The 24,878-nt window shown below is 70.0% G+C and carries 22 protein-coding genes; 11 read left to right on the top strand and 11 right to left on the bottom strand.

The genetic code is table 11. The features are described 5' to 3' along the window. Positions 1-5: 5 nt before the first annotated feature. From PVT71_RS27935 to PVT71_RS27885, 11 genes are all read right to left on the bottom strand, one after another. A complete protein-coding gene (locus tag PVT71_RS27935) occupies positions 6-497 on the bottom strand; it encodes a tripartite tricarboxylate transporter TctB family protein (RefSeq protein WP_353476618.1) in 492 nt (163 codons plus the stop codon). Next, the gene (locus PVT71_RS27930) at positions 494-2,008 is read right to left on the bottom strand and encodes a tripartite tricarboxylate transporter permease (protein WP_353476617.1); all 1,515 of its coding nucleotides are present in this window, start codon (positions 2,006-2,008) and stop codon (positions 494-496) included. The genes PVT71_RS27935 and PVT71_RS27930 overlap by 4 nt, the downstream gene beginning before the upstream one ends. Positions 2,009-2,175: 167 nt before the next feature. Further along, a complete protein-coding gene (denD, locus tag PVT71_RS27925) occupies positions 2,176-3,165 on the bottom strand; it encodes a D-erythronate dehydrogenase (protein ID WP_353476616.1) in 990 nt (329 codons plus the stop codon). A 23-nt stretch (positions 3,166-3,188) separates the two neighbouring features. Further along, a complete protein-coding gene (locus PVT71_RS27920) occupies positions 3,189-5,126 on the bottom strand; it encodes a hypothetical protein (RefSeq protein WP_353476615.1) in 1,938 nt (645 codons plus the stop codon). Positions 5,127-5,153: 27 nt separating this feature from the next. Continuing rightward, entirely contained in the window at positions 5,154-6,122 is a 969-nt protein-coding gene (locus tag PVT71_RS27915; RefSeq protein ID WP_353476614.1) for an ABC transporter permease, read from the bottom strand. Continuing rightward, positions 6,119-8,059, bottom strand: a complete 1,941-nt coding sequence (locus tag PVT71_RS27910; RefSeq protein ID WP_353476613.1) for a sugar ABC transporter ATP-binding protein — start codon at positions 8,057-8,059, stop codon at positions 6,119-6,121. Before PVT71_RS27910 ends, PVT71_RS27915 begins: the two co-directional genes overlap by 4 nt. Before the next feature lie 65 nt (positions 8,060-8,124). Further along, entirely contained in the window at positions 8,125-9,114 is a 990-nt protein-coding gene (locus tag PVT71_RS27905) for a substrate-binding domain-containing protein (RefSeq protein ID WP_353476612.1), read from the bottom strand. A 102-nt stretch (positions 9,115-9,216) separates the two neighbouring features. After that, the gene (locus tag PVT71_RS27900) at positions 9,217-9,981 is read right to left on the bottom strand and encodes an FCD domain-containing protein (protein ID WP_353476611.1); all 765 of its coding nucleotides are present in this window, start codon (positions 9,979-9,981) and stop codon (positions 9,217-9,219) included. Positions 9,982-10,101: 120 nt separating this feature from the next. Then, positions 10,102-11,205, bottom strand: a complete 1,104-nt coding sequence (locus tag PVT71_RS27895) for an amidohydrolase family protein (protein WP_353476610.1) — start codon at positions 11,203-11,205, stop codon at positions 10,102-10,104. Beyond that, positions 11,202-12,134 carry an ROK family protein gene (locus PVT71_RS27890; RefSeq protein WP_353476609.1) on the bottom strand — a complete coding sequence of 311 codons (933 nt, stop codon included), beginning with the start codon at positions 12,132-12,134 and terminating at the stop codon, positions 11,202-11,204. Before PVT71_RS27890 ends, PVT71_RS27895 begins: the two co-directional genes overlap by 4 nt. A gap of 134 nt (positions 12,135-12,268) precedes the next feature. Next, a complete protein-coding gene (locus PVT71_RS27885; RefSeq protein ID WP_353476608.1) occupies positions 12,269-12,949 on the bottom strand; it encodes a GntR family transcriptional regulator in 681 nt (226 codons plus the stop codon). A gap of 176 nt (positions 12,950-13,125) precedes the next feature. Here PVT71_RS27885 and PVT71_RS27880 point away from each other — a divergent pair, with 176 nt between their 5' ends. The 11 genes from PVT71_RS27880 (at position 13,126) to PVT71_RS27830 (ending at position 24,878) form a co-directional block, all read left to right on the top strand. Continuing rightward, a complete protein-coding gene (locus PVT71_RS27880) occupies positions 13,126-14,526 on the top strand; it encodes a flagellar biosynthesis protein FlgA (protein ID WP_353476607.1) in 1,401 nt (466 codons plus the stop codon). Between the two features lie 73 nt (positions 14,527-14,599). Beyond that, the gene (locus PVT71_RS27875; protein WP_353476606.1) at positions 14,600-15,550 is read left to right on the top strand and encodes a tripartite tricarboxylate transporter substrate binding protein; all 951 of its coding nucleotides are present in this window, start codon (positions 14,600-14,602) and stop codon (positions 15,548-15,550) included. A 65-nt stretch (positions 15,551-15,615) separates the two neighbouring features. After that, positions 15,616-16,116 (top strand): tripartite tricarboxylate transporter TctB family protein, encoded by a 501-nt coding sequence (locus PVT71_RS27870; protein ID WP_353476605.1) that lies wholly within the window; start codon positions 15,616-15,618, stop codon positions 16,114-16,116. 22 nt (positions 16,117-16,138) lie between these two features. Next, a complete protein-coding gene (locus PVT71_RS27865) occupies positions 16,139-17,638 on the top strand; it encodes a tripartite tricarboxylate transporter permease (protein ID WP_353476604.1) in 1,500 nt (499 codons plus the stop codon). 29 nt (positions 17,639-17,667) lie between these two features. Continuing rightward, on the top strand, positions 17,668-18,921 hold the full coding sequence (gene otnK / locus PVT71_RS27860; RefSeq protein WP_353476603.1) for a 3-oxo-tetronate kinase: 1,254 nt from the start codon (positions 17,668-17,670) through the stop codon (positions 18,919-18,921). Then, positions 18,918-19,568: an aldolase gene (locus PVT71_RS27855; protein ID WP_353476602.1), complete on the top strand. Its 651-nt coding sequence runs from the start codon at positions 18,918-18,920 to the stop codon at positions 19,566-19,568. Before otnK ends, PVT71_RS27855 begins: the two co-directional genes overlap by 4 nt. 116 nt (positions 19,569-19,684) lie before the next feature. Then, positions 19,685-20,716, top strand: a complete 1,032-nt coding sequence (locus tag PVT71_RS27850) for a LacI family DNA-binding transcriptional regulator (RefSeq protein ID WP_353476601.1) — start codon at positions 19,685-19,687, stop codon at positions 20,714-20,716. 228 nt (positions 20,717-20,944) lie between these two features. Continuing rightward, the gene (locus PVT71_RS27845) at positions 20,945-21,889 is read left to right on the top strand and encodes a sugar ABC transporter substrate-binding protein (protein WP_353476600.1); all 945 of its coding nucleotides are present in this window, start codon (positions 20,945-20,947) and stop codon (positions 21,887-21,889) included. A 77-nt stretch (positions 21,890-21,966) separates the two neighbouring features. Further along, positions 21,967-23,043 carry an ABC transporter permease gene (locus tag PVT71_RS27840; protein WP_353476599.1) on the top strand — a complete coding sequence of 359 codons (1,077 nt, stop codon included), beginning with the start codon at positions 21,967-21,969 and terminating at the stop codon, positions 23,041-23,043. A gap of 13 nt (positions 23,044-23,056) precedes the next feature. Then, positions 23,057-23,827: an ATP-binding cassette domain-containing protein gene (locus PVT71_RS27835; RefSeq protein WP_353476598.1), complete on the top strand. Its 771-nt coding sequence runs from the start codon at positions 23,057-23,059 to the stop codon at positions 23,825-23,827. 151 nt (positions 23,828-23,978) lie between these two features. Beyond that, positions 23,979-24,878: a sugar phosphate isomerase/epimerase gene (locus PVT71_RS27830; RefSeq protein WP_353476597.1), complete on the top strand. Its 900-nt coding sequence runs from the start codon at positions 23,979-23,981 to the stop codon at positions 24,876-24,878.

Genomic DNA, 24,878 nt, shown 5'->3' with positions numbered 1-24,878 from the left:
TAATCTTACATGTAGCCGCCGAAGACCAGGCCTTCGAAGATGTCGTAGCCGAGCAGCACGGCGAAGAGCAGGTAGAGCACCCCGGTCAGCACGAGGCCGATCAGCGCGGCCGTGGCCAGCGGCTTGCCCGCGTGGAGCCTGAGGTAGGCGATGACGTAGACCGGGATCGAGATATAGAAGCCGAGGACCACGGCGAGCAGCGCGAAGGCGGCGATCCAGGCGAAGGCGGCGATCTCGCGCCCGACGCCGGCCTCGTGGCCGCCGGCGCCGGGGCGCAGGGCGCGGGCGCCGCCGAGGGCGCGGCGCAGCAGCACCGAGAGCCTGCCGTCGCCCTGGCTCAGCAGGTCGAGCCCCAGCAGCAGGATCGTCACCGCGCAGACCGCGAGCGGGATCGCCCGCGTCGCCGCGCCGTAGCTTGCGCCGGTGGCGTAGTAGACCGCGCAGAGCGCGAGCAGGACAAGCGTGGGCGCGATGCCCTTGAGACGCGACGGGGTCATGCGGTGTCCTCCCTCTCGGCGCGGGCCAGCTTGCGGCGGCGCAGCAGGTAGCGGATGAGCGGCATGGCGAGGCTCAGCAGGATCAGCACGAAGAGCGTCAGCGACAGGCCGCGGGTGAAGAAGGTGGTCCAGTCGCCGCCCGAGATCATCAGCGCCTGGCGGAAGTTGACCTCCATCACCGCGCCGAGGAACATGGCGATCACCAGCGGCAGCTTGGGATAGTCGAAGCGCTGCATGAGATAGCCCACCGCGCCGAAGATCACCGCGACGATGACGTCGTACATCGAGCTGTTGAGCGCGTAGGCCCCGACCAGCGAGATCGGCAGGATGATCGGCACGAGGTAGTTGATGTCGATCATGGTGATCCGCGCCAGCTGCCGCGCCACGGCAAGGCAGATGACCGAGGCGGCGACCGAGGCGATGGCGAGCGACAGCATCAGCGTGGTGATGACGTCCATGTGGTCGAGCAGGATCGACGGGCCGGGCTGCATGCCGTGCAGCACGAGCAGGCCGAGGAAGACCGCCATCTCGGCGCTGCCGGGGATGCCGAAGGCGAGGGTGGGGATGAGCGCGCCGCCCTCGCGGGCGTTGTTCGAGGCCTCGGGGGCGATGACGCCCTTGATGTTGCCCTTGCCGAAGCTCTCGGGCTCGTCGGAGATCTGCACCGTCATGGAATAGGCGAGGAAGGCCGCCACGGTCCCGCCGACGCCGGGCACGGCGCCGATGGTCGCGCCGACGACCGAGCCGCGCAGCACCGTCGGCCATTCGCGGAACACCGCGCGCACGCCGTCGGTGACGCGGGTGACGCGGACGCGGGCGGGATCGTCGGCGATGGCGCCGCCCTCGATGTAGAGCTGCATGATCTGGGCGATGGCGAAGAGGCCGATCAGCGCGGGCACCAGCGGCACCCCGTCCCAGAGGTAGTCGATGCCGTAGGTGAAGCGCGTGCCGCCGCTCACGTCGTCGTAGCCGATGAAGGCGACAAGCAGGCCGACCCCCGCCGCGATCATGCCGCGCAGGAACTTGCCCTCGGTCGAGACGGCGATGGCGCAGAGGCCGAGCACGGCGAGCATGAAGAACTCGGGCGGCGAGAAGAGCAGGATGATCTCGCGCGCGACGGGCAGGATGGCGAAGAGCAGCAGCACGCCGAGCACGCCGCCGACCGACGAGGCCGCCCCCGCCGCGCCGAGCGCCTCGCCGGCGCGGCCGAGCCTGGTCAGGGGGAAGCCGTCGAAGACGGTGGCGGCGTTGGGCGCGGTGCCGGGGGTGTTGAGCAGGATCGCGGTGACCGAGCCGCCGAAGGGCACGGCGCCCATGATCCCGCCCGCCAGCAGCATCGCCGCCGAGGTGTCGAGGCCGAAGGTCAGGGGGATGAGCAGCGCGAGCGCCGTCGGACCGCCGAGGCCGGGAATGATCCCGAAGACCAGCCCGACCAGCGTTCCGAGGATGAGATAGAGTGATCCCCCGCCCGCGACCAGCGCGTGCAGAGAGTGTCCCAGAGCGTCCAGCATGGCCCCCCGCCTTGTCTGACCCGCCGCGCCGCTTCGCCCGGTGAGGGGCGCCTCCTTGCCACGCGGGGGTGATTGCAATCGTGCAGGAAGTCTTAGGTGAGGGGCCCCGAATGCACAAATAACATGGAGGTCAGGGTTATAAGCTCGCGTATTCGGGGGGTGCCGGGCTAGGCGCCGAGGCGCCCGCCGAGCTCGTCCTCGATGTGGATGCGGATGATCTCGTCGAAGCTGGTTTCGGCGGTGAAGCCGAGCCCTTCGGCGCGGGCGGCGTCGAAGTCGCGCGGCCAGCCTGAGACGATCTCGAGGATCGCGGGGTCGGGCTCGCGGCGGATCAGCGCCACGGCCTTGTCCCCGGCGACGCGGCGCAGTGCCTCGATCTGTTCACCCACCGTCGCGCTGAGCCCGGGCATGGTCAGCGCCCGGCGCGCGCCGAGCGGGGCGAGGTCGAGCGTGGCGGCATGCAGCAGGAAGCCGACCGCCGAGCGCGGGCTCGCGTGCCAGTGGCGCACGTCCTCGGAGACGGGCAGCACCGCCTCCCTGCCGACGAGCGGCTCGCGCAGGATGTTCGAGAAGAAGCCCGAGGCGGCCTTGTTCGGGGTGCCGGGGCGGATGCAGACGGTGGGCAGGCGCAGCGCGATGCCGTCGAACATGCCCTTGCGCGAGAAGTCGGAGAGCAGCAGCTCGCACATCGCCTTCTGCGTGCCGTAGCTGGTGCGCGGGGTGGTGAAGAAGCTGTCGTCGATCTTCTCGGGGAAGGGGGCGCCGAAGACCGCGATCGAGGAAGTGAAGACCACGCGCGGGGTGTAGCCGTCCTGCTCGTGCAGGCTGCGGATCGCCTCGAAGAGGTGGCGCGTCGCGTCGAGGTTGATGGCGTAGCCCTTGTCGAATTCCACCTCGGCCTCGCCCGAGACGATGGCGGCGAGGTGGAAGATCACCGCGGGGCGCTGTGCGACCATCTGCGCCGCGGCGGCGGGGTCCGAGATGTCGAGCGCGGTGCAGGTGCAGGGGATGGCAAGGCCCGCGGGCGGCACGGGGGCGACCACGTCGACGAGGGTGAGGGCGGTGATCCCGGTGCCGCCAAGTGTGCCGTCGGCGGCGAGCCGGGCGGTCAGCTTGCGCCCGACCATGCCGGCGGCACCGATGATGAGGATATGCATGTGGGTCGTGTCTCCGTGAGGGGTCAGGTGAGGCCGCGCAGGCGGACGAGGCCGTAGGCGCCGAGGGTCAGCGTGTCGGTCGCGGGACGCGTGTGGTCGAAGTGATCGGGGGTCTTGGCGGCGGCGGCGAACTCGGCCTCGGTCAGCAGGGTCATGTCGGCCGCGCCGGGAGGCAGGGCGAGCGGCACCGGCGCGGCGGTGAGGTTGGCGAGCCAGAGCTCGGTGCCCGTGGGGGTGTCGATGGCGAGCCCGGTGACACAGGCCGGATCCGAGAGCGCGACGCGGCGCAGCGGCCTGCCGCGGTGGCGGGCGAGGGCCTTGAGCGGATGGTAGGGCGGGTAGAGCGCCCCGGCGCGGTCGTAGCCGGGGGTCGGCAGGTCGCCCGGCACGTGGACGGCGCCGAAGGGCCCGACGGGGCCGCCGAGCGCGATGGCCTCGGCGCCGCCGCCAGCGAATTCGGCGATGTAGCCAAGCGTCCATGCCGCGCCGAGCAGGCCGCGCTGCCGCGGGTCGTTGAAGCTCATCGCCTGCCGGATGTTGCCGGGGTTGGGCTTCGGCGCGGCGCCGTAGGGGTTGGCGCGCATGCCGATGGCCGAGGGGCCGACGGCAAAGGGCAGGGGGGCGGCGATCGCCGCGGCGCTCTGCGCGATGGCGGGCAGCGCCTGCAGCGTCTCGATCACCGAGCGGTCGTCGCCGGCGTGGACCATGGCCGAGGTGGTGAAGCTGACGAGGTCGAGCGCCGCGATCGGCGGGCGCTTGCGGTTGAGCTCGGTGAAATAGCTGAACATGCCGCCGCCGATGCGCTTGCCCTCGAAGGCGGCGCGGGCGGCGGCGGCGATCTCGGCGGCGTCGGGGGTCTCGGGCCAAATGCTGCCGGGCAGGGTGCACTTGAGGTCGGGCGCGGGCGAGAGCAGCACCGTGGCGAAGGGCGCGCCGAGCGCCCCGACCATGCGGCCGAGCGCGGCGATCTCCTCGGCGAAGCCGTCGACCGAGGTGATGACCGCCTCGAGCCAGGGCTCGGCGCCGAGCGCGCGGGCGACGTCTATCTGGGCGCGCAGGGTCTCGGTGCCGTGGCCGCGGCGCGGGTCGTGGTGGCAGATGAGATGCGCCGCGCCCATCGCCGCGAGCGGGGCGGTGACGGTGAGGGCGGCCGCGGTATCGTCGGGGTCGAGACCCATGCCGAGGGCGGGCATCTCGCCAAAGCTCGGCCCGAGGGTGACCGTCACGGTCTCGTCCGTTGCGGCGGCGATCTCGGCGCCCTCGACGGAGACGGTGATCCTCTGCGCCACCTCTTCGCCGGGCGCGAGCTCGTAGGGCCAGGGCAGGGCGAGCGGGCGGACGTAGGTCTTGTACGAGGCGTCGGTCCAGTTGCGCTGGTCCTCCATCTCGTAGGTGTCGCCCTCCATCAGGCAGGTCACGCGGTGCCCCTCGGGGGTGACATGGGCGAGGGCGCGCAGGTCCATCATCGGCTGCACCGGGTCGATCAGCTCGGGGAAGCGGCCGGCAACCTCGCGGCCGTCGGTGTGGGTGATGGTGACCGGCGCGCCGGAGACCCCGGCGATCGGGTGCAGGATGACGAAGCCGGTGCGGTTGGTCAGGAAGGGGCTCTCGGCGGCGCCGCTCGCCTCGAAGACCAGCGTGCCGTCGGCGCGGCCCTCGATCCGGGCGGCGTAGGCAAAGGCCTGCCCGGCGTCGGCGGCGCGGGCGCGGTAGCTGACGGTGAAACCCTGCGCGTCCTCGTCGATCCCGAGCTCGGTGATCTCGGGGTTGTAGGTGCCCCAGTCCCGGTCGCGCACCACGTAGGAGACGGCGCGCAGCACCTCGGCGCCGCCGTAGCGGATGTAACGCAGGTTGCCGGCCTCGAGCTCGGCGCTGAGCGGGCCGGCCCGCAGGAGGCGCGGCGGCTGCACGGGCTCGTCGGTGCCGAAGAGGCGGATGTCGCGGCTGGGTTGGTCGGTCATGTCGGTATCCCCCCGAATGCCCCCTGATCAGGGCCTGTTGCGCCAGTTGAAGAGCCGCTCGGCGAGCAGCGCAAGGATGATGATCGAGCCGATGGCGGTGCCCTGCCAGAAGGGCGAGACGCCCATGAGGTTCAGCCCGTTGCGGATCATCACCATGATCAGCACGCCGATCAGCGTGCCGAGGATCGAGCCGCGCCCGCCGTAGAGGCTGGCCCCGCCGATCACCACGGCGGCGATGGCGTCGAGCTCCATCTGGTTCCCGGCGAGCGGGTCGGCCGAGAGGATCTGCGCGATCGAGAAGGTGATGGCGACGGCGGCGAGCGCGCCCGAGATGACGTAGGGGAGGATCGAGTAGCCCATCACGTTGAGCCCTGCCGCCCGCGCCGCCTCGCGGTTGGAGCCGACGGCGTAGATCGTGCGCCCGCCCTTGGTGAAGGTCAGGTAGCTCCACGCGGCGAGGTAGAGCAGCAGCAGGAAGAGCACGTTGGCGGGGATGCCGAGGACGCTGGTGTAGACGATGTCCGAGAGCGCGTCGGGAATGCCCGAGATCGCCGTCTGCCCCGAGAAGATGTAGGCAAGGCTGCGCCCGATCGCCATCATCCCGAGCGTGACCACGAAGGGCGCGAGGCCGAAGACCGCCACCAGCACGCCCGAGACGAGCCCGATGAAGGCGCCCGAGGCGACGGCGGCGGCGATGGCGAGCGGGATCGGCAGGTCCCTCAGCGCAAGCCCGAGGATGATGCCGGTGAGCCCCGCCACCGAGCCGACCGAGAGGTCGATGCCGCCGGTCAGGATGACGAAGGTCATGCCGACCGCGACGATGCCGATGACCACCGACTGGTCGAGGATGTTGAAGATGTTGTTCTGCGTCAGGAAGTAGGGCGAGAGCAGCGAGAGCCCCACGGCGATGATGAGGGCAAGGCCCAGCATGCGGACCTCGAGGCTGCGGAAGAGGCGCATCGCGCCCGCCGGCCGGTGTACGCTGGTGTCGCTCATGCGGGGTCTCCTTCGGGGGCGGCATCGGTGTCGGGGTCGTGCGTCAGGCCGCGGACCAGCCGGGCGATCTCTGCGGGGGAGGGCAGGGGGCGGCCGGGGGCGGTGGTCAGCCCGATCCAGCCGAGGTCATGGCCGCGGGCGTTGCGCAGCGGCTGCATCACGGTCTGCAGCCCGGTTCCGGGCTCGGTCACGGGGTCGGTGCCGCGGGCGGCGAGGGCGGCGGCGATCTCGGTGCCTCCGGACTGGCGGGCCTCGCCGGCGCGCAGGCCGAGCTGTGGCGCGCCGGGGCCGGTGGCGGTGCCGAGGCAGATCAGCGAGTCCTCCTCGAGCAGCGCCCACCATGCGAAGGCGCCGTGGTCCTGCGCGAGCCGCTCGAGCAGGGCGCGGTTGCGCGCGGTCGAGGTGCGCGGGGCGGCGAGCAGGGTCAGCTTCTCCTCGGTGAGGATCGCGGTGGGCAGGTCGGCGATGGTCATCCCGTCGCTCATCACCACGACCCGCTCGGTGACCCCGAGCAGCTCCTCGAAGTCGGAGGAGATCACCACCACCGCGACGCCGCGGTCGGCGATGTCGCGCAGGATGCGGTAGATGGCGCTGCGGGTGCCGATGTCGACGCCCTTGGTCGGCTCGTCGAGGATCAGCACCTCGGGATCGACCAGCAGCCAGCGCGCGATGATCACCTTCTGCTGCATGCCGCCCGAGAAGGTCAGCAGGTTCGCGTCCATGCGGTTCGCGGGCAGGGCGAGGCTCGACAGCAGCTCGGCCAGCTTCTCGCGGCGCGCGCCGTAGCCGAGGCCGAAGCCGCGGTGCCGCCCGATATGGGCGAGCATGAGGTTCTCGCGCACGCTGAGGTCGGGGACGATGTTCTGGGCGCGGCGGTCCTCGGCGACGAAGCCGATGCCCTGCCGGATCGCGTCGACGGGCCGGCGGATGGCGATCTCGCGGCCTTTCAGTCGCAGCGTGCCGCCGTCGCGCGGGCGCAGGGCGAAGAGCGCCTCCATCGCCTCGGAGCGGCCCGCGCCGACCAGCCCGCCGATGCCGAGGATCTCGCCGCGGTGGACGGTGAAGCTGACGTCGCGCACGATCGGGCGGGCGGAGAGGTTCTGCACCTCGAGCACCGGCTCGGGCGTGCCGCCGGCGCGGTCGAGCCCGGGGGTGGCGTAGATCGCACCGAGCTCGCGCCCGACCATGTGGCGGATGATGTCGGCCTGCGTCAGCCGCGCGGTCTCGAGGCTGGCGGCGACGGTGCGCCCCTCGCGCAGGATGGTCACCCGGTCGGTGATCGAGAAGACCTCTTCAAGCCGGTGCGAGACGAAGATCAGCGCGTGGCCCTGCTCGCGCAGCCGGGCGATGATGTCGAAGAGCCGGTCGACCTCGGTCGGCGAGAGCGAGGCGGTGGGCTCGTCGAAGATCATCAGGTCGGCGTCGAGCGCGAGGGCCTTGGCGATCTCGACGAGCTGGCGCTGCGCCGCCGAGAGGCTGCGCACCTCGCTGTCGAGCGGCAGGGCGTGCTCGCGGCCGAGCCGGGCGAGGATCTGGGTGGCGCGGCGGCGCATGTCGCGGAACGAGAGCCGGCCGGGGCGGCCGAGCTCGGGCAGGAAGATGTTCTCGAGCACCGACAGATCCGGCGCGAGGCTGGTCTCCTGCGCGACGAGCGCGATGCCGGAATTGAGCGCCTCGCGCGTCGAGCGGGGCGAGAGGGTCCTGCCGCGGTAGAGCAGCTCTCCGGCATTGCGCGCGACGTGGCCGCAGATGATCCGCGAGAGGGTGGACTTGCCCGCGCCGTTCGCGCCGAGCAGGCCGTGGACCTCGCCCGAGCGGACCTCGAGGCTGGCATCGACAAGGGCCTGCGTGCTGCCGAACTGCTTGGACACCGACCGGGCGACGAGGGCCGGGGCGATGTCCGGTGCGATGTCCGGGGCGGGCACCGGGTGGGGCATGGGTGTCTCCATCGAAGGGGCGGCCGCCGTTCCGGCACCGGAAGCGCCGGAACGGGCCCTTGCGGTCAGCCGTTGCCGAGTTCGCCGGCGAAGACGGTCTCGGTGATGGTCGGCAGCATCTCCTCGATGTTCTTGTCGGTCACCACGACGATGGGCACGAGGATCTCCTTCTCCGGGGTGCCGCCCTTCAGGTGCTCGAACAGCGCCTTGGCGGATTCCTCGCCCATCAGGTGCGGCTGCTGCATCCCCGAGGCGACGATCTCGCCCGATTGCAGCAGCGGCACGAATTCGGGGATGCCGTCGAAGGCCGCCACCAGCACCTCGCCGTTGCGCCGTGCCGCCTTGATCGCGCGGAGCGCGCCGATGGCAGGCTGGTCGGTCTGCACGAAGAGCCCGCGCATGCCGGGGTTGGCGGTCAGCATGTCCTGGGTGAAGCGGAAGGTCTCGTCGGCGGTGTAGGACTGCATCTGCTGCAGCCCGGCATCTCCGGTGATCCCGGCCGCGGTCATCGCGTCCTTGAAGCCCTTGGTGCGCGCCTGGCCGTTGAGCCGGGCCTGGCTGATCGCGACGATGCCGACCGAGCCGTCGGTCCAGCCCTTGTCGGCCAGTGCCGCCGCCAGCGCCGCGCCGGTGCCGTTCGCGCCCTCGTAGTTGTCCGAGATGATGAACGAGACGTAATTGCCGCTGTTGGTGCCGATGTCGGCGATCACCACCGGGATGCCGGCCTTTTCCGCCAGCGTCAGCACGCTCGGCGCGGTCGAGCTGTCGGTGGGCGAGAGCACGATGCCGGCGACGCCGCGGGCGATGGCGTCCTGCGCGTTCTGCAGCTGCTGCTGCGCGTCGTTGTGCGAGTCGAGCGCCTGGAAGCCGTAGCCCTCGGCGGTGGCGACCTTCTCGACGCCCTTGGACAGGTAGCGCCAGAACGGCAGGTCGAGGCCGGGCGTGAGGTAGACCACCTCCTTGTTCTGCGCGGCGGCGGGGGCGGGGATGCCGACGCTTGCCGCCACGGTTAGGGCCGCGGCCGTGAGGGTGATGAAGTGCCTTTTGCTGAACATGCTTTTCCTCCCAATATGCTGCGCCGAACCGGGCGGCGCCTGAAAATCCGGGTGCCATTTCCGGCCACCCGCGAAACGCGCCCCTCCTTGGCGCGCCGTGACCTACGCCCCGGGTGCCCTGCGCGAGGCCTGCGCCTCGAGGGTCATCCGGGTCGTGGTGTAGATGCGCTCCTCGTGGCGGGCGAAGGTCGCGCGGGTGCGCGCGCTGTCGCGGGCCTCGAGGGCGGCGAAGATCTCTTCGTGGTCCGAGATGCTCTCGGCGATGGCACCGGGGCGCGAGACGACGCGGCGGCGGTGGTCGATCATGTAGGTGTAGAGGTCGGTCACCACGTCGGCGAGCAGGCTGTTGCCGCAGGCGCGGTAGATGGCGAGGTGGAACTCGCGGTCGGCGATGAGGAAGCGCAGCGGGTCGTCGATGCAGCCGCGCTGGGTGGCGAGCGAGCGGCGCAGCATGCCGAGCACCTCGTCGGGGATGCGGGCGGCGGCATCGGCCACCACCTGCTGCTCGATCAGCAGCCGGGCGGTGTGGACCTCGTCGATGTCGTAGCGGTTGACGTCGATCTGCCGGGTCATGCCGATGGCCATCGCGCCGATCTGGTCGGTGAGCACCCGGGTGCGGGCGCCCTGCGTCACCCCGAGGATGCCGCGCGCCGCCAGCGTCTGGATCGCCACGCGGACGGTCTCGCGGCTGACCGAGAAGGCGGCGGCGAGGTGGCGCTCGCTCGGCAGCTCGTCCCCCGGGGCCAGCAGGCCCGAGGCGATGAGCGCGGCGATCTTCTCGGCGATGACGTCCTTCATGGTGAGCCGGCGGATGTCGCGGCCCAGCTCGTTGGCACTGTCCAGAAGCAGCTTGTGGACGTCGTTCACCGAGACGGTCCCCCGGGGAAGGATGAAATGGATTTTGACAATTGGTTCGGTTACCGGACCAGTTGTAACCCCGGCTCATGGGCTCCTGTCAAGAAACAATGGTGTCGGCAGGGGAGGGGGTCAGGGGGTGACGCGCGCGAGGTCCTCGTCGAGGAAGAGCACCTCGTCGAGCGCCATGCCCGTGCGCAGCGCCGGGCGCGGCAGGCCCATCACGTCGCGCGGCACCAGCGCCGCCATGGCATAGGCCTCGGTGAGGTCGAGCCCCACCTCGGTGACGCCATTGCGCAGGCAGGTGACGAGATCGACATGCGCCCCCGCAAGCGCCCCGGCCGCGTTCACCAGCGCGCCGCCGCGCACCGCGATGCGTTCGCCGTAAAGCTCGAAATGGTCCGGGCCGCCGATCGTCGACATGGCGTCGGAGACCATGAACATCCGCCCCGGCAGCGGCCGGGCGCGGCAGGCCAGCGCGACCATGGCATAATCGACGTGCTGGCCGTCGACGATGATCCCGGCGAAGGCGTCGGAGTTGATCGCGGTGCCGAGGATGCCGGGCCGGCGCGATTCCATCGCGGGCATGGCGTTGAAGAGGTGGGTGAAGCAGCTGACCCCGGCGTCGAGCCCGACGCAGGTCTCGGCGGCGTCGGCGGCGCTGTGCCCGGCCGAGACCACGACGCCCATGTCCGCGAGCGCGCGGATCATCGCGGTGGGCACGCATTCGGGGGCGAGGGTCAGCATCACCGGGATGCCCGCCGCGCGCAGCCGCCGCATCTGGTCGAGCGTCGCGGACTCGAGCGGGCGGATGAAGGCGGCGCTGTGCGTGCCCCTGCGGGCGACGTTGAGGTGCGGCCCCTCGACATGCAGGCCGAGGAAGCCGGGCAGGCCCCAGGCCTCGAGCGCCGCATCGACGCAGCGGGCGAGCCGGTCGGCCTCGCAGGTGATCAGCGTGGGAAGGATCCAGCCGGTGCCGCGCTGGCGCTGGGTCGCGACCATGTGGGCGATGGTCTCGGCGCTGGGGTCCGAGTTCAGCATCCGCCCGCCGCTGCCGTTGACCTGCAGGTCGGTGAGCGCGGGGCCGGCGAGGCGCAGGCGGCGGGCCAGCGGCGTCGCGCCACCCTGCGGCGCGGGGCGGATATCGGTGATGCGGGCGCCGTCGGTCTCGATCAGCAGGTCGCTTTCGAAGGCGCCCTCGCGCCAGGCGGTGGCGGCAAGGAAGAGATCGCTCATCTGGTGTTCCCGGAGGTGAGTTGCGCGCGGGCGTGCAGCGCGGCGCCGCGCGCGCCCGAGCTGTCGCCATGCCGGGCGATGCGGATCACCGGCGGGCGCATGGTTCCGAGCCGGGTCCGGTCGAGCGCCGCCGCGAGCCGGTCCTCGACGCCGGGCATCTGCGACAGCCCGCCGCCGAGCACGATGCAGTCGGGGTCGTGCGAGAGCTGGAGGGCGAGCAGGAGCTCGCCCGCGAGCGTGGCCCAGAGCTCGAGCGCCGCGGTGGCACCGGCGTCGCCCTCGGCGGCGCGGCGGGCGAGCTCGGGGGCGGCCACGGGCTCGCCGAGCCATTGCGCCGCCAGCCACGCAAGGCCGGGGCCCGAGACATAGGCCTCGTAGCAGCCGCGCCGGCCGCAGCCGCAGTCGCGCAGCGGCAGGTCATGCGCGAGCAGCGCATGGGCGGGCAGGCCGATGTGGCCGACCTCGAGCGCCGAGCCGTTCCGCCGGTGCGGCAGCGCGCCGTCGAGCGCGTGGCCGGCGCCGATGCCGGTGCCCATGATCAGCCCGATCACCGAGCGCGCCCCGGCACCGGCGCCGGAATGCGCCTCGCTGAGCGCGAAGGCGAGGCAGTCGTTGATCAGCGGCACCGGGCGCCCCAGCGCATCCGCGAGCGCGCCGGGCAGGTCGTGGCCGCTCACCGGGATATTCGCGGCGAAGGCCTGTCCGGTCTGCGGATCGACGAGGCCGGGAAGCCCGACGCCGACCGGCAGGGCCTTGCCCGCGCCGGAGCGGTCCTCGAGCCAGCGGACCTGATCCGCGAGCCCCGCGATGAAGCCGGCGAAGTCCTGCGTCGGCGTGGCGGTGCGGCGCATGTCCAGCGTCTCGAGGTCCGGGCCGAAGAGCCGCGCCTCGATCTTGGTGCCGCCGAGGTCGATGCCGCCGCTGATCATGCTGCGCCTCGGTTGGGCGCCTGCCGCCTGTCGATCGGGTGTGCTGAGGTGTTCAAGTCCGGCCCCGCTGGTGTTTCCGGTAGCTATGCGACTGCCGCCGCCCATTGCAACGGTCAACCGATGAATGCGCGGCCTCAGACCGGCGCCGGGGCCGGGTTGTCGAGCGCCTGCCGCGCCGCGCGCCAGCCCGAGAGGTGATGCGCGCGCAGGATCTCGCGCAGCAGCGGCCCCTCGCGGCGGACCAGCGCGTCGAGGATCTGCTCGTGCTCGCGCACCGCCCGGGCCCAGCGTTCGGGATCGCGGTTGCCGGCAAAGCGGAAGCGGCGGATGCGGGCGGATTCGCTGGCGTAGACCCGCGACAGCGCCGGGTTGCGCGCGGCATCGACGATCTTCTGGTGGATGGTCTGGTTGAGGTGGAAATAGGTCATCAGCTCGCCGTCGCGCCAGGCGCCGACCATCTGTTCCTGCAACTCGGCCAGCTGGCGCAGGTCAGCCTCGGTCGCATGCAGGACCGCGCGCTCGGCGGCGATGCTCTCGAGCCCGATCAGCACCTCGATCGAGGCCTCGACGTCCTCGGTCGACAGCCTGACCACGGTGGCCCCGGCGTTCGGGCGGATGGCGATGAGCCCCTCGCCCTCGAGGATCTTGAAGGCCTCGCGCAGGGGCGTGCGCGAGATGTTGAGCTTCTCGACGAGGATGCGCTCGTTGATGCGGCTGCCGGGTTCGAGCTCGCCGCTGGTGATCATGTCCCGGACCTGCTGGGTGACGAAGGCGGATCTGGTGCCGCGGGGCGGCTCGACGGGCTGGTCTTTCATGGGCTCCTCCGATTGCATGCAAAATTTCGCACGATGCGCCAGAAAACTGAAGTTACCATTTGACGGAACCATTATTGCATGCAAGATGTGACAAAATCGACAAGAGATGCTCGAAAGATCGCCGATTTTACGCCCATTGCATGCAAAGCGGCGGGTGATCTCGGCAGGAGGACCGGATGAACCACCACAGCTATTTCGACCGAGGAACCCGCAGTGTCGAGTGCTGCATCATCGGCACCGGCGGCTTCGGCCGCAGCTTCCTCGCGCAGGGCCTGGTGGTTCCGGGCCTGTCGGTGCGGGTCGCGGTGGACCGCGAGAGCGGCATCGCGGCGGAGAGCCTGCGCTCGGTCGGCGTGGCGGCGGGCGAGATCCGCGAATGCGCCGATGCCGCCGAGGCGCTGACGGCCTGGGGGGACGGCGCCTTCATCGCCGCGGGGGACTTCGCCGTCGTCGCCGATCTGCCGGTGTCGATCGTCGTCGAGGCGACCGGCGCGCCCGAGGTCGGCGCGCGCCATGCCCGCATTGCCATCGAGAAGGGGCGGCACGTGGCGCTGGTCTCGAAGGAAGTGGACAGCGTCGTCGGGCCGGGCCTTGCCGCCATGGCGCGCGAGAAGGGGGTGATCGTCTCGCCGGTGGACGGGGACCAGCCGAGCCTGCTGATCGGGCTGATCACCTGGGCCGAGGTGCTGGGGCTCGAGATCGTCGCCGCGGGCAAGTCGAGCGAGTATGACTTCGTCTACGACCGCGAGGCCGGGACGATGAGTGTCGACGGGCGCGTCACCGCGGTGCCGGAGTTTGCCGGGCTCGAGCGGCTTGGCGATGCGGACTGCGCCGGGATGGTCGCGCGCCGCGCGGCGGCGACGGCGATGCTGCCGCAGCGCGCGGTGCCGGATCTTTGCGAGATGACGCTGGTGGCCAATGCCTGCGGGATGATGCCGGACCGGCCGGACCTGCACTGCCCGATCGCCCGGATCGACGAGGTCGCGACGATCCTCTGCGAGACCGCCGAGGGCGGGATACTGTCGCGCCCCGGCGTGCTCGACGTCTTCCATTGCCTGCGCGCGCCGGGCGAGGTCAGCTTTGCGGGCGGCGTCTTCGTCGTGGTGCGCTGCCTGCATGACGAGACATGGGACCTGCTGCGCGGCAAGGGGCATCTCGTCAGCCGCACCGGCAGCACCGCGATGATCTACATCCCGCGGCACCTGCTGGGCATGGAGGCGGCGACGACGATCTTCGAGATCGCGCTCCGCGGCGTGTCTTCGGGGGCGGCCGAGCCGGGCCACCACGTCGACCTCGTGGCGCATGCGGACCGGGATTTCCCGGCGGGCAGCACGCTCGCCATGGGCGGGCACCACCATTCGATCGAGGGCGTCTCCTCGCGCATGGTGCCGGGCGCGCCGCTTGACGCGCAGGCGCCCGCGCCGTTCTACATCGCCTCGAACCGCATTCTGGCGCGCGACGTGCGCGCCGGGGAGCCGATCCGCATGAGCGATCTCGTGCTCGACACCGAGAGCGAGCTTCTGCGCCTGCGCGCGGAGCAGGACCGACGTTTCGCGCGGGAGAGGCTCTCGGCCTGACACCCGCACCAGTCGCCGCGTGGCGCGGAGGTGCCGCGGCGGCGATCCAGCCGTTCAACCTTGGGAGGAAACCATGAACCACACTTACCGGACCGTCGCGCTTGCGACCACCGTCGCGCTCTCTGCCGGAGCGGCGATGGCGCAGGACGCCTACAAGCCCGCCAAGATCACCGCCTTCGTCGCGGCGGGCGCGGGCGGCGGCACCGACAACTTCGCGCGCACGGTGCAACCGATGCTCGAGGAGCGGCTCGGCGCCAACGTGACCATCGTGAACCTGCCCGCCGCCTCGGGCGCGATCGCGCACCAGCGCACCGCCACCGCGGCACCGGACGGGGCCTCGATCGAGTTCGCTTCCTCCACGCTGATCACCAGCCTTGCCGCGGGCCAGAACCCGATCGGGCTCGACATGCTGACCCCGGTCGCGCGGATGCAGTCGGACGTGCTGACGCTGGTGGTGAACCCCGAGAAATACGAGAGCTTCGAGGCCTTCCTCGCCGCGGCCGAGGCGAACCCCGGCACGCTGATCATCGGCGGCACCCACGCGGCGAGCGTCGACCGCATGGCCTTTCTCGGGCTGAACGCCGAGGCCGGGCTCGACCTCAGCTTCATCCCCTACGACAACGAGGGCGCGGCCTCGGCCAACCTGCTGAGCGGCAACATCGACGGCATGTTCAACGAGATCAGCGCGATCCAGGGCTACATGCAGTCGGGCGAGATGGTTCCGGTGCTGGCACTGTCGGACGAGCGGCTGCCGGCCTATCCGGACCTGCCGACCACGGCGGAGCACGGCTGGGATTTCAGCTTCGGCAACGAGCGCGGCATCTTCATCAATGCCAAGACCCCGCCCGAGACCATCGCCGCGATCGAGGCGGTGTTCGAGGACATCTACAAGTCCGAGCCCTATCAGGCCTATGCCGCCCGCACCTTCCTCGACGTGCGCCCCGGCTGGCTGGGCAGCGCGGACTACCGTGCCGAGCTTGAAAAGAACCTCGCCTTCTTCGAAGAGCTTCTCGCCGACAACTGATCCGCGACGGCGCCCGCCCCGGCGGGCGCGTCCTGCGGGTCGCGCGCAGCGACAGGGGTCCCGCGATGACGACACGATTGTACACTTTCGCCGCCGTGGCCTTCCTTGCCGGGCTCTACTTCCTCTGGCAGGCGGCGCAGTTCCCGGGCAGCCACGAGGTCTCGACCCTCGTGGGGCCGCGGACATGGCCGCTCGGTGTGCTGGTGCTGATGCTGGCCCTCGTCGCGGCCATGGCGGTGCTGCTCTGGGCAAAGGGGCCCGGCCAGTTCACCGGCGAGGCCGAGGCCGAGGTCCCGGACCTGCCCGAGGGCGAGCCCGACGCGGCGGTACGCCGCGACGCGGCCCCGGGCGGCAACTGGCGGCACCTCGTCGTGCTGGGGCTGACGCTTGGCTACACGCTGCTGATGAGCGTGACCGGCTACCTCGTTGCCACCGCGCTCTTTGCCGCCGCCACCACGGTCGTCCTTGGTGAGCGCAGGCCGCTGCGCATCGGCCTCAACACGATCATCGCCGTCCTCATCGTCAGCGTGGTCTTCGACCGGCTGCTCAACATTCCGCTTCCGTGACGGACGCCTGAAAGGACACGACATGCTTAGCGACTTGATGGGCGGCTTCGGGGTCGTCCTGCAACCGATGAACCTGCTGATCCTGGCCTCGGCCGTGCTGATCGGCTTCGTCGGCGGCGCGCTGCCCGGCATCAGCGGTGTGATCCTCGTGGTCATCCTCTTGCCGGTCACCTACTCGATGGAGCCGACCGGCGCCTTCATGCTGCTGACGGCGATCTATGCCTCGAGCGTCTTCTCGGGGCTGATCACCGCCATCCTCTACCGCGCGCCGGGCACGCCCGAGGCGGTGATGACCGCGATCGACGGCTACCCGATGACGCAGAAGGGCGAGGCGGGCAAGGCGCTCGGCGTCGGGATCCTGTCGTCGGCGGTGGGCGGCATGTTCGGCACCATCGTGCTGATCTGCGCGACGCCGCTGCTTGCGGGCATGGCGCTGCAATTCTCCTCCCCCGAGTTCTTCGCCCTTGCGGTGCTTGGGCTGACAGTGGTGGCCTCGCTGGGCGGGAACCTGATCATGGGCGTCATCGGCGTCTGCATCGGGCTGATCATCGCCTCGGTCGGGCTCGACCCGCTGACCGGCACCGAGCGCTTTACCTTCGGCAGCCTCGAGCTGATGAGCGGCATCAACCTGATCCCGGTGATCATCGGCCTCTTCGCCATCTCGGAGGTGCTCAAGCGCAGCCAGGAGGGGGACATCCACCTTTCGACCAAGAGCTTCGAGATCCGCATCTTCGATTTGCCGATTATCCGGCAGATCCGCGGCACGATCCTGCGCTCGTCGATCCTCGGCACCGCGATCGGCATCCTGCCCGGCATCGGCGCCTCGACCGCGGCGATGGTGGCCTACAGCGAGACCGTGCGCTGGTCGAAGGACCGCAGCCGCTTCGGCAGGGGCGCGCCCGAGGGCGTCGCCGCGCCGGAATCCGCCAACAACGCCGCCGCCATGGGGGCGCTGGTGCCGCTCTTCGCGCTCGGCATTCCCGGCTCGGGCACGACGGCGGTCATCCTCGGCGCCTTCATCGTGCACGGGCTGACCCCGGGCCCGACCTTCATGAGCGGCAACTCCGAGCTGATCTACGCGGTCTTTGTCGGGCTGATGATCGTCAACGTGCTGATCCTCGTCTTCTCGAAGCCGTTCATCGCGGTCCTGTCGAAGCTGCTCGACGTGCCCTATTCGGTGCTGGGCCCGATCATCGTGATCTGCTGCGTCGTCGGCACCTACTCGGTGCAGAACTCGATGATGGACGTCTGGCTGATGCTGGGCTTCGGCCTCGCGGGCTTCCTGCTCGAGAAGATCGGCTTCCCGCTGGTGGCGATCATCCTCGGCGTGGTGCTGGGTCCGATCGCCGAGAGCGAGCTGCGCCGGTCGCTGGCGATGTCGCGCGGCGACTGGTCGGTGTTCCTCGAGCGGCCGATCAGCGCGGCGCTGCTGGCCATCGCGGTGCTGCTGCTGGTGGTGACGGTGATCATGCCGATGATCCGCCGCCACCGCGACAGCCGCGCCGAGACCCGCGACGCATGACCGCGAACCAAGCCTGAAGGGATACCTAGATGAAGCTCGGATGCATCGGTGACGATTTCACCGGCTCTTCGGACCTTGCCAGCATGCTGGCCAAGAACGGGATGCGGGTCATCCAGTTCACCGGCGTGCCCGAGGGGCCGGCCCCCGAGGACATCGACGCGGGCGTGGTCGCGCTGAAGACGCGCACCGTGCCGGTCGAGGAAGCGGTCCGGCGTTCGCTCGAGGCGCTGGACTGGCTGCGGGCGCAGGGCTGTGAGCAGATCTTCTTCAAGTACTGCTCGACCTTCGATTCGACGCCCGAGGGCAACATCGGCCCGGTGACCGAGGCGCTGATGGACCGGCTCGGGGCGGATTGCGCGATCGTCTGCCCGGCCTTCCCGGCGACCGGGCGCACGGTCTACCAGGGGCATCTCTTCGTCAACGATCACCTGCTGTCGGCGTCGGGGATGGAGCATCACCCGCTGACGCCGATGACCGATCCCGACATCCGCCGTTGGCTGTCGCGCCAGTCCACGCGGGGCGTGGGACATGTGCCCGCGTCCACCGTCCTTGCGGGGCCCGAGGCCATCGCCGGGGCGGTGCGGTCGGAGGCGCAGGCGGGCCGCCCGCTGGTGGTGATCGACGCGGTCAGCGACGCCGACCTGCGCGCCATCGGCGCGGCGACGCGCGGGCTGCCGCTGGTGACCGGCGGGTCGGGCGTCGCCATGGGGCTGCCCTCGGTGCTCATGGGGCAGGACGGGCTGCGGCCGGCGGGGACCGGCTGGAGCGGGCAGGGCGGCCGGGCTGCGCTGATCGCCGGCTCGGCCTCGACCATGACGCGGGCGCAGATCGCCCGCTGGTCCGAGTTTCACCCGGCGCTCGAGGTGAGCGCCGATGCGGTCATGTCGGGCGAGGTCACCCCCGAGGCGGCGGCGGATGCCGCGCTGGAAAGCCCGGAGCCGCTGCTCATCTACTCCTCGGCCGATCCGGCGCGGGTGAAGGCGGCGCAGGAGCGCTACGGGCGCGCGACCATCGCCGGGCGGCTCGAGGGCTTCTTTGCCGAGACCGCGCGCCGGCTGGTCGCGGGCGGGGTCACGCGGCTGGTCACCGCCGGGGGCGAGACCTCGGGCGCGGTGGTCGAGGGGCTGGGCCTCACGGCGCTGCGGATCGGGCCGGAAATCGCGCCGGGCGTTCCGGCGGTGGCGGCAGAGGGGCGCGCGCTGGCGCTGGCCCTGAAGTCGGGGAACTTCGGCGACGCGGATTTCTTCGCCAAGGCGCTCGCGGTGCTGGAGGCGCGGGCATGAGCGCGCTGTCGCGCCTGCGCGAGCAGCTCTGTTCCCATGCCGAGACGCTTTACAGGCAGGGGCTCACCCATGGCTCGACCGGCAACATCTCGGTGCGCACGCCGGATGGCGGGCTGCTGGTGACGCCGACCGGCTCGTCCTTCCTGACGCTGGACCCGGCGCGGCTCAGCCGCTTCGACGCGGAGATGCGGCTGGTCGAGGGCGACGCGCCCACCAAGGAGATGCCGCTGCACAGCGCCTTCTACGAGACGCGGGGCAAGGCCGGGGCGATCGTTCACCTGCACGCCTGCCATTCCGTCGCGCTCTCGATGATGCCCGACGCGGACAGCGAGGATTTCCTGCCGCCGCTGACGCCCTACCCGGTGATGAAGCTCGGGCGGGTGAAGCTGCTGCCCTATTTCATGCCCGGGGACCCTGCGATCGGCGACGCGATCCGCGGGCTGGCGGGCAAGCGCTCGGCGGTGATGCTGGCCAATCACGGCCCGGTGGTGGCGGGCAAGGATCTCGAGGGCGCGGTCCATGCCATCGAGGAGCTCGAGGCGGGGGCGAAGCTGGCGATGATGACCCGGGGGCTGTCGCCGCGGATGCTGGACGCGGCGCAGGTCGCCGCGCTGGTCGCGCGGTTCGACGTGGAATGGCAGGACTGACCGGCGAGTCGATGATGCCTTTGCCCCTCAGGGCGTGAGGTGTTTGAGGGAAGGTCTTGCAATGAATTCCCTCAGGGCGTTCTCTGGGAGTCCCCCCTCCTGACCGGACACCTGCCATGAAACGCCCCACGATTGCCGATGTTGCCAAGACCGCCGGCGTGAGCGTCGCTACCGTCGACCGGGTGCTCAGCGGGCGGATGAAGGTGCGCGACGAGACCGCGCGCAAGGTGCAGGAGGCGGCCGACGCGATCGGCTACCACGGAGCGAACGCGATCCGGCAGCGGATCATGACCGACCTGCCGGAACTGCGGCTCGGCGTCGTGCTGCAGAAGCCGCGCCACACCTTCTACCAGGACTTCCAGCGCGAGTTCGAGGAGCAGGCGCGGCAGGTCACCACGCGCAACGTGCGGCTCGAGATCCGCTATGCCCAGTCGACCCGGCCGCAGGAACTGGCCGAGATCCTGCTCTCGCTCAAGGGCCGCGTGCACGCGGTGGCAAGCACCGGGATCGACCACCACGAGGTGACCTCGGCGGTGCTGGAGCTGCGCAACGCCGGGGTGCCGACCTTCTCGCTGCTGTCGGATTTCGCCCAGGGGGTGCGGGAAAGCTATTTCGGGCTCAACAACTTGCGGGTCGGGCGGACGGCCGGCTGGCTGATCTCGAAGATCGCGCCGAGGCCGGGGAAGATCGGCATCTTCATCGGCGCGCACCGCTACCACGGGCACGAGCTGCGCGAGACCGGGCTGCGCAGCTTCATCCGCGAATACGGGCGCGGCTTCGAACTGCTCGAGGCGCAGATCAACCTCGAGACGCGCGACCTGACCTATGACGCGACCTGCGAGCTGCTGGCGCGGCACCCCGATCTTGTCGGGCTCTACGTCGCGGGCGGCGGCATGGAGGGCGCGATCGCCGCCTTCGAGGAATGCCGCGAGCCCGACAGCCACGCGCTCATCGTCAACGAGCTGACGCCGGAATCCTACAGCGGGTTGCAGAACGGCGTGGTCTCGATCGTCTTCGGCACGCCGCTGCGGCAGATCGTGACCGACCTGCTGGTGCTGGCGGGAAGCACGCTGGACAATGGCATGGCGGAAACCCCGGGGCAGAAATTCTTCGCCCCAAGGATCTACACGCCGGAATCCCTCTCCTGATAGAAAAGCCATCATTGCGCATCATTTTGCATCAGGAATGATGGGTTTCCGCTCGCCAAGGACGTTGACCATACGTCGCCTTTGACGAATGCTGGGCCTCGCAACGTTTGGGAGGCGTTGCCGTGTCCCCGGGTCTCAGACCACAGCCAGCACGATCTCCGAACCCCGTTTCGGAGCGCGGGAGAGCTGTGCCCGGCGAAGGCCACGTCAGTTTTTGGAGGAGAAATAATGAAGAAGCTTCTTATCTCGACGGCCCTCGTCCTGTCCGTGGCGGGTGCCGCGCAGGCCGAGACGATTGGTGTCTCGATGGCGCTGTTCGACGACAATTTCCTGACCGTGCTGCGCAACGGGATGATCGCCAAGGCCGAGTCCATGGAGGGCGTCGACATCCAGGTCGAGGACGCGCAGAACGACGTGGCCAAGCAGCTCGACCAGATCAACAACTTCGTGGCCTCGGGGGTCGACGCGATCATCGTCAACCCGGTCGACACCTCGGCCACCGAGGCGATGACCAACGCGGCCTCGGCCGGCGGCGTACCGCTGGTCTTCGTCAACCGCGAGCCGATCAACGTCGATACGCTGCCCGACAACCAGGCCTTCGTCGCCTCGGACGAGCGCGAGAGCGGCACGCTCGAGACCAAGGAGGTCTGCCGCCTGCTCGCCGACAAGGGCAAGGACACGGCGCAGATCTACGTGATGATGGGCGAGCTGTCGAACCAGGCGGCGGTGCAGCGGACCAAGGACATCCATGACGTGATGGCCTCGGGCGACTGCGGCGTGACGCTCGAGATCATCGACGAGCAGACCGCCAACTGGAGCCGCGACGAGGCGCAGGACCTGATGACCAACTGGCTGTCCACCGGCACGCCCTTCGATGCGCTGATCTCGAACAACGACGAGATGGCGATCGGCGCGATCCAGGCGATGAAGGCGGCGGGCATCTCGATGGAAGAGGTGATCGTCGGCGGGGTCGATGCGACGCAGGACGCGCTGGCGGCGATGGGCGCGGGCGATCTCGACGTGACCGTGTTCCAGGACGCGGCGGGGCAGGGCGGCGGCGCGCTCGACGCGGCGCTGAAGCTCGCCAAGGGCGAGGAGGTGGCGCAGAAGGTCTATATCCCCTTCCAGCTCGTCACCCCCGAGACCCGCGACCAGTACCTTGCGAAGAACTGATCCGAACCGGGGCGGCGCGACGGCGTGCCGCCCCGATCGAGAGGCGCGCGGGCCGGGCCCGGGCTGGAGGAGAACCCATGACTGACACGACGCACGGCATTGGCGGCCTGACCTTCGACCCGAAGAAGCGCGCCCTGCCGCCGGAACTTGGCGTGGCGCTGGCACTGGTCCTGATCGTCGCGATCTTCGAGGTTCTCGGGAGGCTGTTCATGCACGACAGCTTCCTGTTCAACACCCGCGACAACGTCGACGCGATCTTCAACACGGCGCGGCTCAAGATCATCATCCTGCAGGTCTCGATCATCGGCATCATCGCCATCGGCGTGACCCAGGTGATCATCTCGGGCGGGATCGACCTCAGCTCGGGCTCGGTGGTGGGCGCGACGGCGATGATCGCGATGAGCTTCGCGCAGGCGGGCACGGTCTACGGCGCCGAGAACACCCGCGCGGTCTTCTTCGCGCAGGGCTGGGTGGATCTGCCGATCGTGGTGCCGCTACTGGTGGGGCTGGCCTGCGGGCTGCTCGCCGGGGTGATCAACGGGCTCTTCATCGCCTACACGCGCATCCCGCCCTTCATCGCGACGCTGGGCATGATGGTGACCGCCCGCGGCATCGCCAAGTGGTGGACCAAGGGTCAGCCGGTCTCCTTCCCCACCGAGAGCTACGCCTCGCTGGGGGCGGGAATGACGCCGGTGCTGATCTTTGCCGGGGTCGCCATCCTCTTCGGGCTCGCGCTGAAATACACCGTCTACGGCAAGCACACCTATGCCATCGGCTCGTCGGAATCCGCGGCGCGCATGTCGGGCATCAAGGTCGCCCGCCACAAGGTGCTGGTCTACACCATCGCCGGCGTGCTCTCGGCCCTCGCCGCCATCGTGCTCAGCTCGAAGAACCTCACCGCGCAGTCGGGCATGGGCGTGATGTACGAGCTCGACGCCATCGCCATGGCGGTGATCGGGGGCATCTCGCTGCAGGGCGGCCGCGGCTCGGTGCTGGGCACGGTTCTGGGCGCGCTGATCTTCGGGGTGATCATCTCGGGGTTCACGTTCCTCAAGCTCGACGCCTACTACCAGGAGATGGTCAAGGGCGCGATCATCGTCGGGGCCGTGGTGCTCGACCAGTGGCGCCAGTCCCGCCATTCGGACCGGATCTGAGGGAGGAGAGGACATGTCGGACATCGTTCTGAAAACCGAGAACCTGACCAAGCGCTACGGCGGGGTCCATGCCCTCGAGGGGGCCGATTTCGAAATCCGCCGGGGCGAGGCCGTGGCGATCATGGGAGACAACGGCGCGGGCAAGTCGACCTTCGTGCGCCAGATCACCGCGGTCGAGCAGCGCACCTCGGGCAAGATCTGGTTCGACGGCGACTACGTCGAGTTCAAGAGCCCGCTCGAGGCCCGCGAGGCCGGGATCGAGACCGTGTTCCAGAACCTCGCGCTGGCCGATCACCTCAACGTGCCGGACAACCTGTTCCTCGGCCGCGAGATGGTGCGCTTCCGGCTCGGGCCGTTCTCGATCCTCGACTACAAGGGGATGCGCAAGGCGACGCTGGAAGGGCTCAAGAAGACCGGGGTGAAGATCCCCAACATCAACAACACCATCCAGAACATGTCGGGCGGGCAGCGGCAGTGCGTCGCGATCGCCCGGACCGCCACCTTCAAGTCCAAGCTGATCATCATGGACGAGCCCACCGCCGCGCTTGGCGTGCAGGAGACCGCGCAGGTCGAGAACATCCTGCACACGCTGAAATCGCAGGGCGAGCCGGTGATCCTGATCAGCCACAACATGCGGCAGGTCATGGATATCTGCGACCGGATCGTGGTGTTCCGCCGCGGCCGCATCGTCGCCAACCTGCGCAAGCACGAGACCGACGGACAGGACGTGGTGGCCTACATCACCGGCGCCAAGACCCAGGAAGAATTCGCCGGCGCGGCGTAGGCCGTCCCCCCGGGGACGCCCGGTCCCACTCGCCGGGCGTCCCGCCAAGACAGGAGCGCAGACCGCCATCCCCTTCGCGGAAGGGGAGCGGGAGAGGTTTGCCGAACGACACGTGACTGCGCCGCGCAGGCGGCCACCCAAGGAGCCCCCCATGAAGATCGCCCTCGACCCCTTCATGCACCGCCATCTCAGTCTCGAAGCGCTGCCGTCCAAGGTGGCCGAGCTGGGGTATGACTGGATCGAACTCAGCCCGCGCGGGGATTTCCTCGAATGGTTCAAGGCGCCGCGGGTGTTCCCGGGCCGGGTCAGGACGTTCAAACGAGCGCTCTCGGACGCGAAGGTCGGCATCGCCTCGCTGCTGCCGATGTACCGCTGGGCCAGCAACGACGAGGACGAGCGCCGCGCCGCCGTGAAGCACTGGCGCCGCGCCATCGAGATCGCCGTCGAGCTGGGCGTCGACACGATGAACAGCGAGTTCGGCCGCGGCCCGCATCCGGACAAGGGCAGCTGCTACTGCTGCCACACAGGGTCGATGATCGAGGCCTGCGAGGACGCCTGGTGGCGCTCGATGGAGGAACTTGTCCCGGTCTTCGAGCGCGAGGGCATCACCCTGCACATCGAGCCGCACCCCGAGGACTGGGTCGAGACGCTGCAGCCCTCGGTCGATCTCATCCGCACGGTGAACAGCCCGCGGGTCAGGTTCCTCTACTGCTGCCCGCACACCTTCTATTTCGGCGACGACACCGTGGCGATGCTGCGCGACTGCGCCGACGTGCTCGCGCATGTGCACATCGCCGACACGTTCAACCACAAGGCCAGCTCTGGCCTGCGCTACATTCTCAACCCGCCGGGCACCCAGGCGCGGGTGCACCAGCACCTGAACATCGGCCAGGGCGAGGTGCCGTGGGACGACTTCTACCGGACGCTGGCCGAGATCGGCTTCGACGGGATCATGACCGCCTGCGTCTTCGCCTGGGAGGACAGGGCCGACGAGTCCGGCAGGTTCATGCGCGCGGAAATGCAGCGCCTTATCGACAAGCACTTCAAGTGA

Source organism: Salipiger sp. H15, assembly GCF_040409955.1.
GTDB lineage: Bacteria > Pseudomonadota > Alphaproteobacteria > Rhodobacterales > Rhodobacteraceae > Salipiger.
The sequence above is the reverse complement of the archived record's forward strand: the minus strand, read 5'-3'. Positions and strand labels throughout refer to the sequence as shown.

What these genes read in the sequence shown, in the direction of transcription:
- PVT71_RS27935 (WP_353476618.1), bottom strand. Translation starts at nt 497, where the DNA reads ATGACCCCGTCGCGTCTCAAGGGCATCGCGCCCACGCTTGTCCTGCTC.
- PVT71_RS27930 (WP_353476617.1), bottom strand. Translation starts at nt 2,008, where the DNA reads ATGCTGGACGCTCTGGGACACTCTCTGCACGCGCTGGTCGCGGGCGGG.
- denD (WP_353476616.1), bottom strand. Translation starts at nt 3,165, where the DNA reads ATGCATATCCTCATCATCGGTGCCGCCGGCATGGTCGGGCGCAAGCTG.
- PVT71_RS27920 (WP_353476615.1), bottom strand. Translation starts at nt 5,126, where the DNA reads ATGACCGACCAACCCAGCCGCGACATCCGCCTCTTCGGCACCGACGAG.
- PVT71_RS27915 (WP_353476614.1), bottom strand. Translation starts at nt 6,122, where the DNA reads ATGAGCGACACCAGCGTACACCGGCCGGCGGGCGCGATGCGCCTCTTC.
- PVT71_RS27910 (WP_353476613.1), bottom strand. Translation starts at nt 8,059, where the DNA reads ATGCCCCACCCGGTGCCCGCCCCGGACATCGCACCGGACATCGCCCCG.
- PVT71_RS27905 (WP_353476612.1), bottom strand. Translation starts at nt 9,114, where the DNA reads ATGTTCAGCAAAAGGCACTTCATCACCCTCACGGCCGCGGCCCTAACC.
- PVT71_RS27895 (WP_353476610.1), bottom strand. Translation starts at nt 11,205, where the DNA reads ATGAGCGATCTCTTCCTTGCCGCCACCGCCTGGCGCGAGGGCGCCTTC.
- PVT71_RS27890 (WP_353476609.1), bottom strand. Translation starts at nt 12,134, where the DNA reads ATGATCAGCGGCGGCATCGACCTCGGCGGCACCAAGATCGAGGCGCGG.
- PVT71_RS27885 (WP_353476608.1), bottom strand. Translation starts at nt 12,949, where the DNA reads ATGAAAGACCAGCCCGTCGAGCCGCCCCGCGGCACCAGATCCGCCTTC.
- PVT71_RS27880 (WP_353476607.1), top strand. Translation starts at nt 13,126, where the DNA reads ATGAACCACCACAGCTATTTCGACCGAGGAACCCGCAGTGTCGAGTGC.
- PVT71_RS27875 (WP_353476606.1), top strand. Translation starts at nt 14,600, where the DNA reads ATGAACCACACTTACCGGACCGTCGCGCTTGCGACCACCGTCGCGCTC.
- PVT71_RS27870 (WP_353476605.1), top strand. Translation starts at nt 15,616, where the DNA reads ATGACGACACGATTGTACACTTTCGCCGCCGTGGCCTTCCTTGCCGGG.
- PVT71_RS27865 (WP_353476604.1), top strand. Translation starts at nt 16,139, where the DNA reads ATGCTTAGCGACTTGATGGGCGGCTTCGGGGTCGTCCTGCAACCGATG.
- otnK (WP_353476603.1), top strand. Translation starts at nt 17,668, where the DNA reads ATGAAGCTCGGATGCATCGGTGACGATTTCACCGGCTCTTCGGACCTT.
- PVT71_RS27855 (WP_353476602.1), top strand. Translation starts at nt 18,918, where the DNA reads ATGAGCGCGCTGTCGCGCCTGCGCGAGCAGCTCTGTTCCCATGCCGAG.
- PVT71_RS27850 (WP_353476601.1), top strand. Translation starts at nt 19,685, where the DNA reads ATGAAACGCCCCACGATTGCCGATGTTGCCAAGACCGCCGGCGTGAGC.
- PVT71_RS27845 (WP_353476600.1), top strand. Translation starts at nt 20,945, where the DNA reads ATGAAGAAGCTTCTTATCTCGACGGCCCTCGTCCTGTCCGTGGCGGGT.
- PVT71_RS27840 (WP_353476599.1), top strand. Translation starts at nt 21,967, where the DNA reads ATGACTGACACGACGCACGGCATTGGCGGCCTGACCTTCGACCCGAAG.
- PVT71_RS27835 (WP_353476598.1), top strand. Translation starts at nt 23,057, where the DNA reads ATGTCGGACATCGTTCTGAAAACCGAGAACCTGACCAAGCGCTACGGC.
- PVT71_RS27830 (WP_353476597.1), top strand. Translation starts at nt 23,979, where the DNA reads ATGAAGATCGCCCTCGACCCCTTCATGCACCGCCATCTCAGTCTCGAA.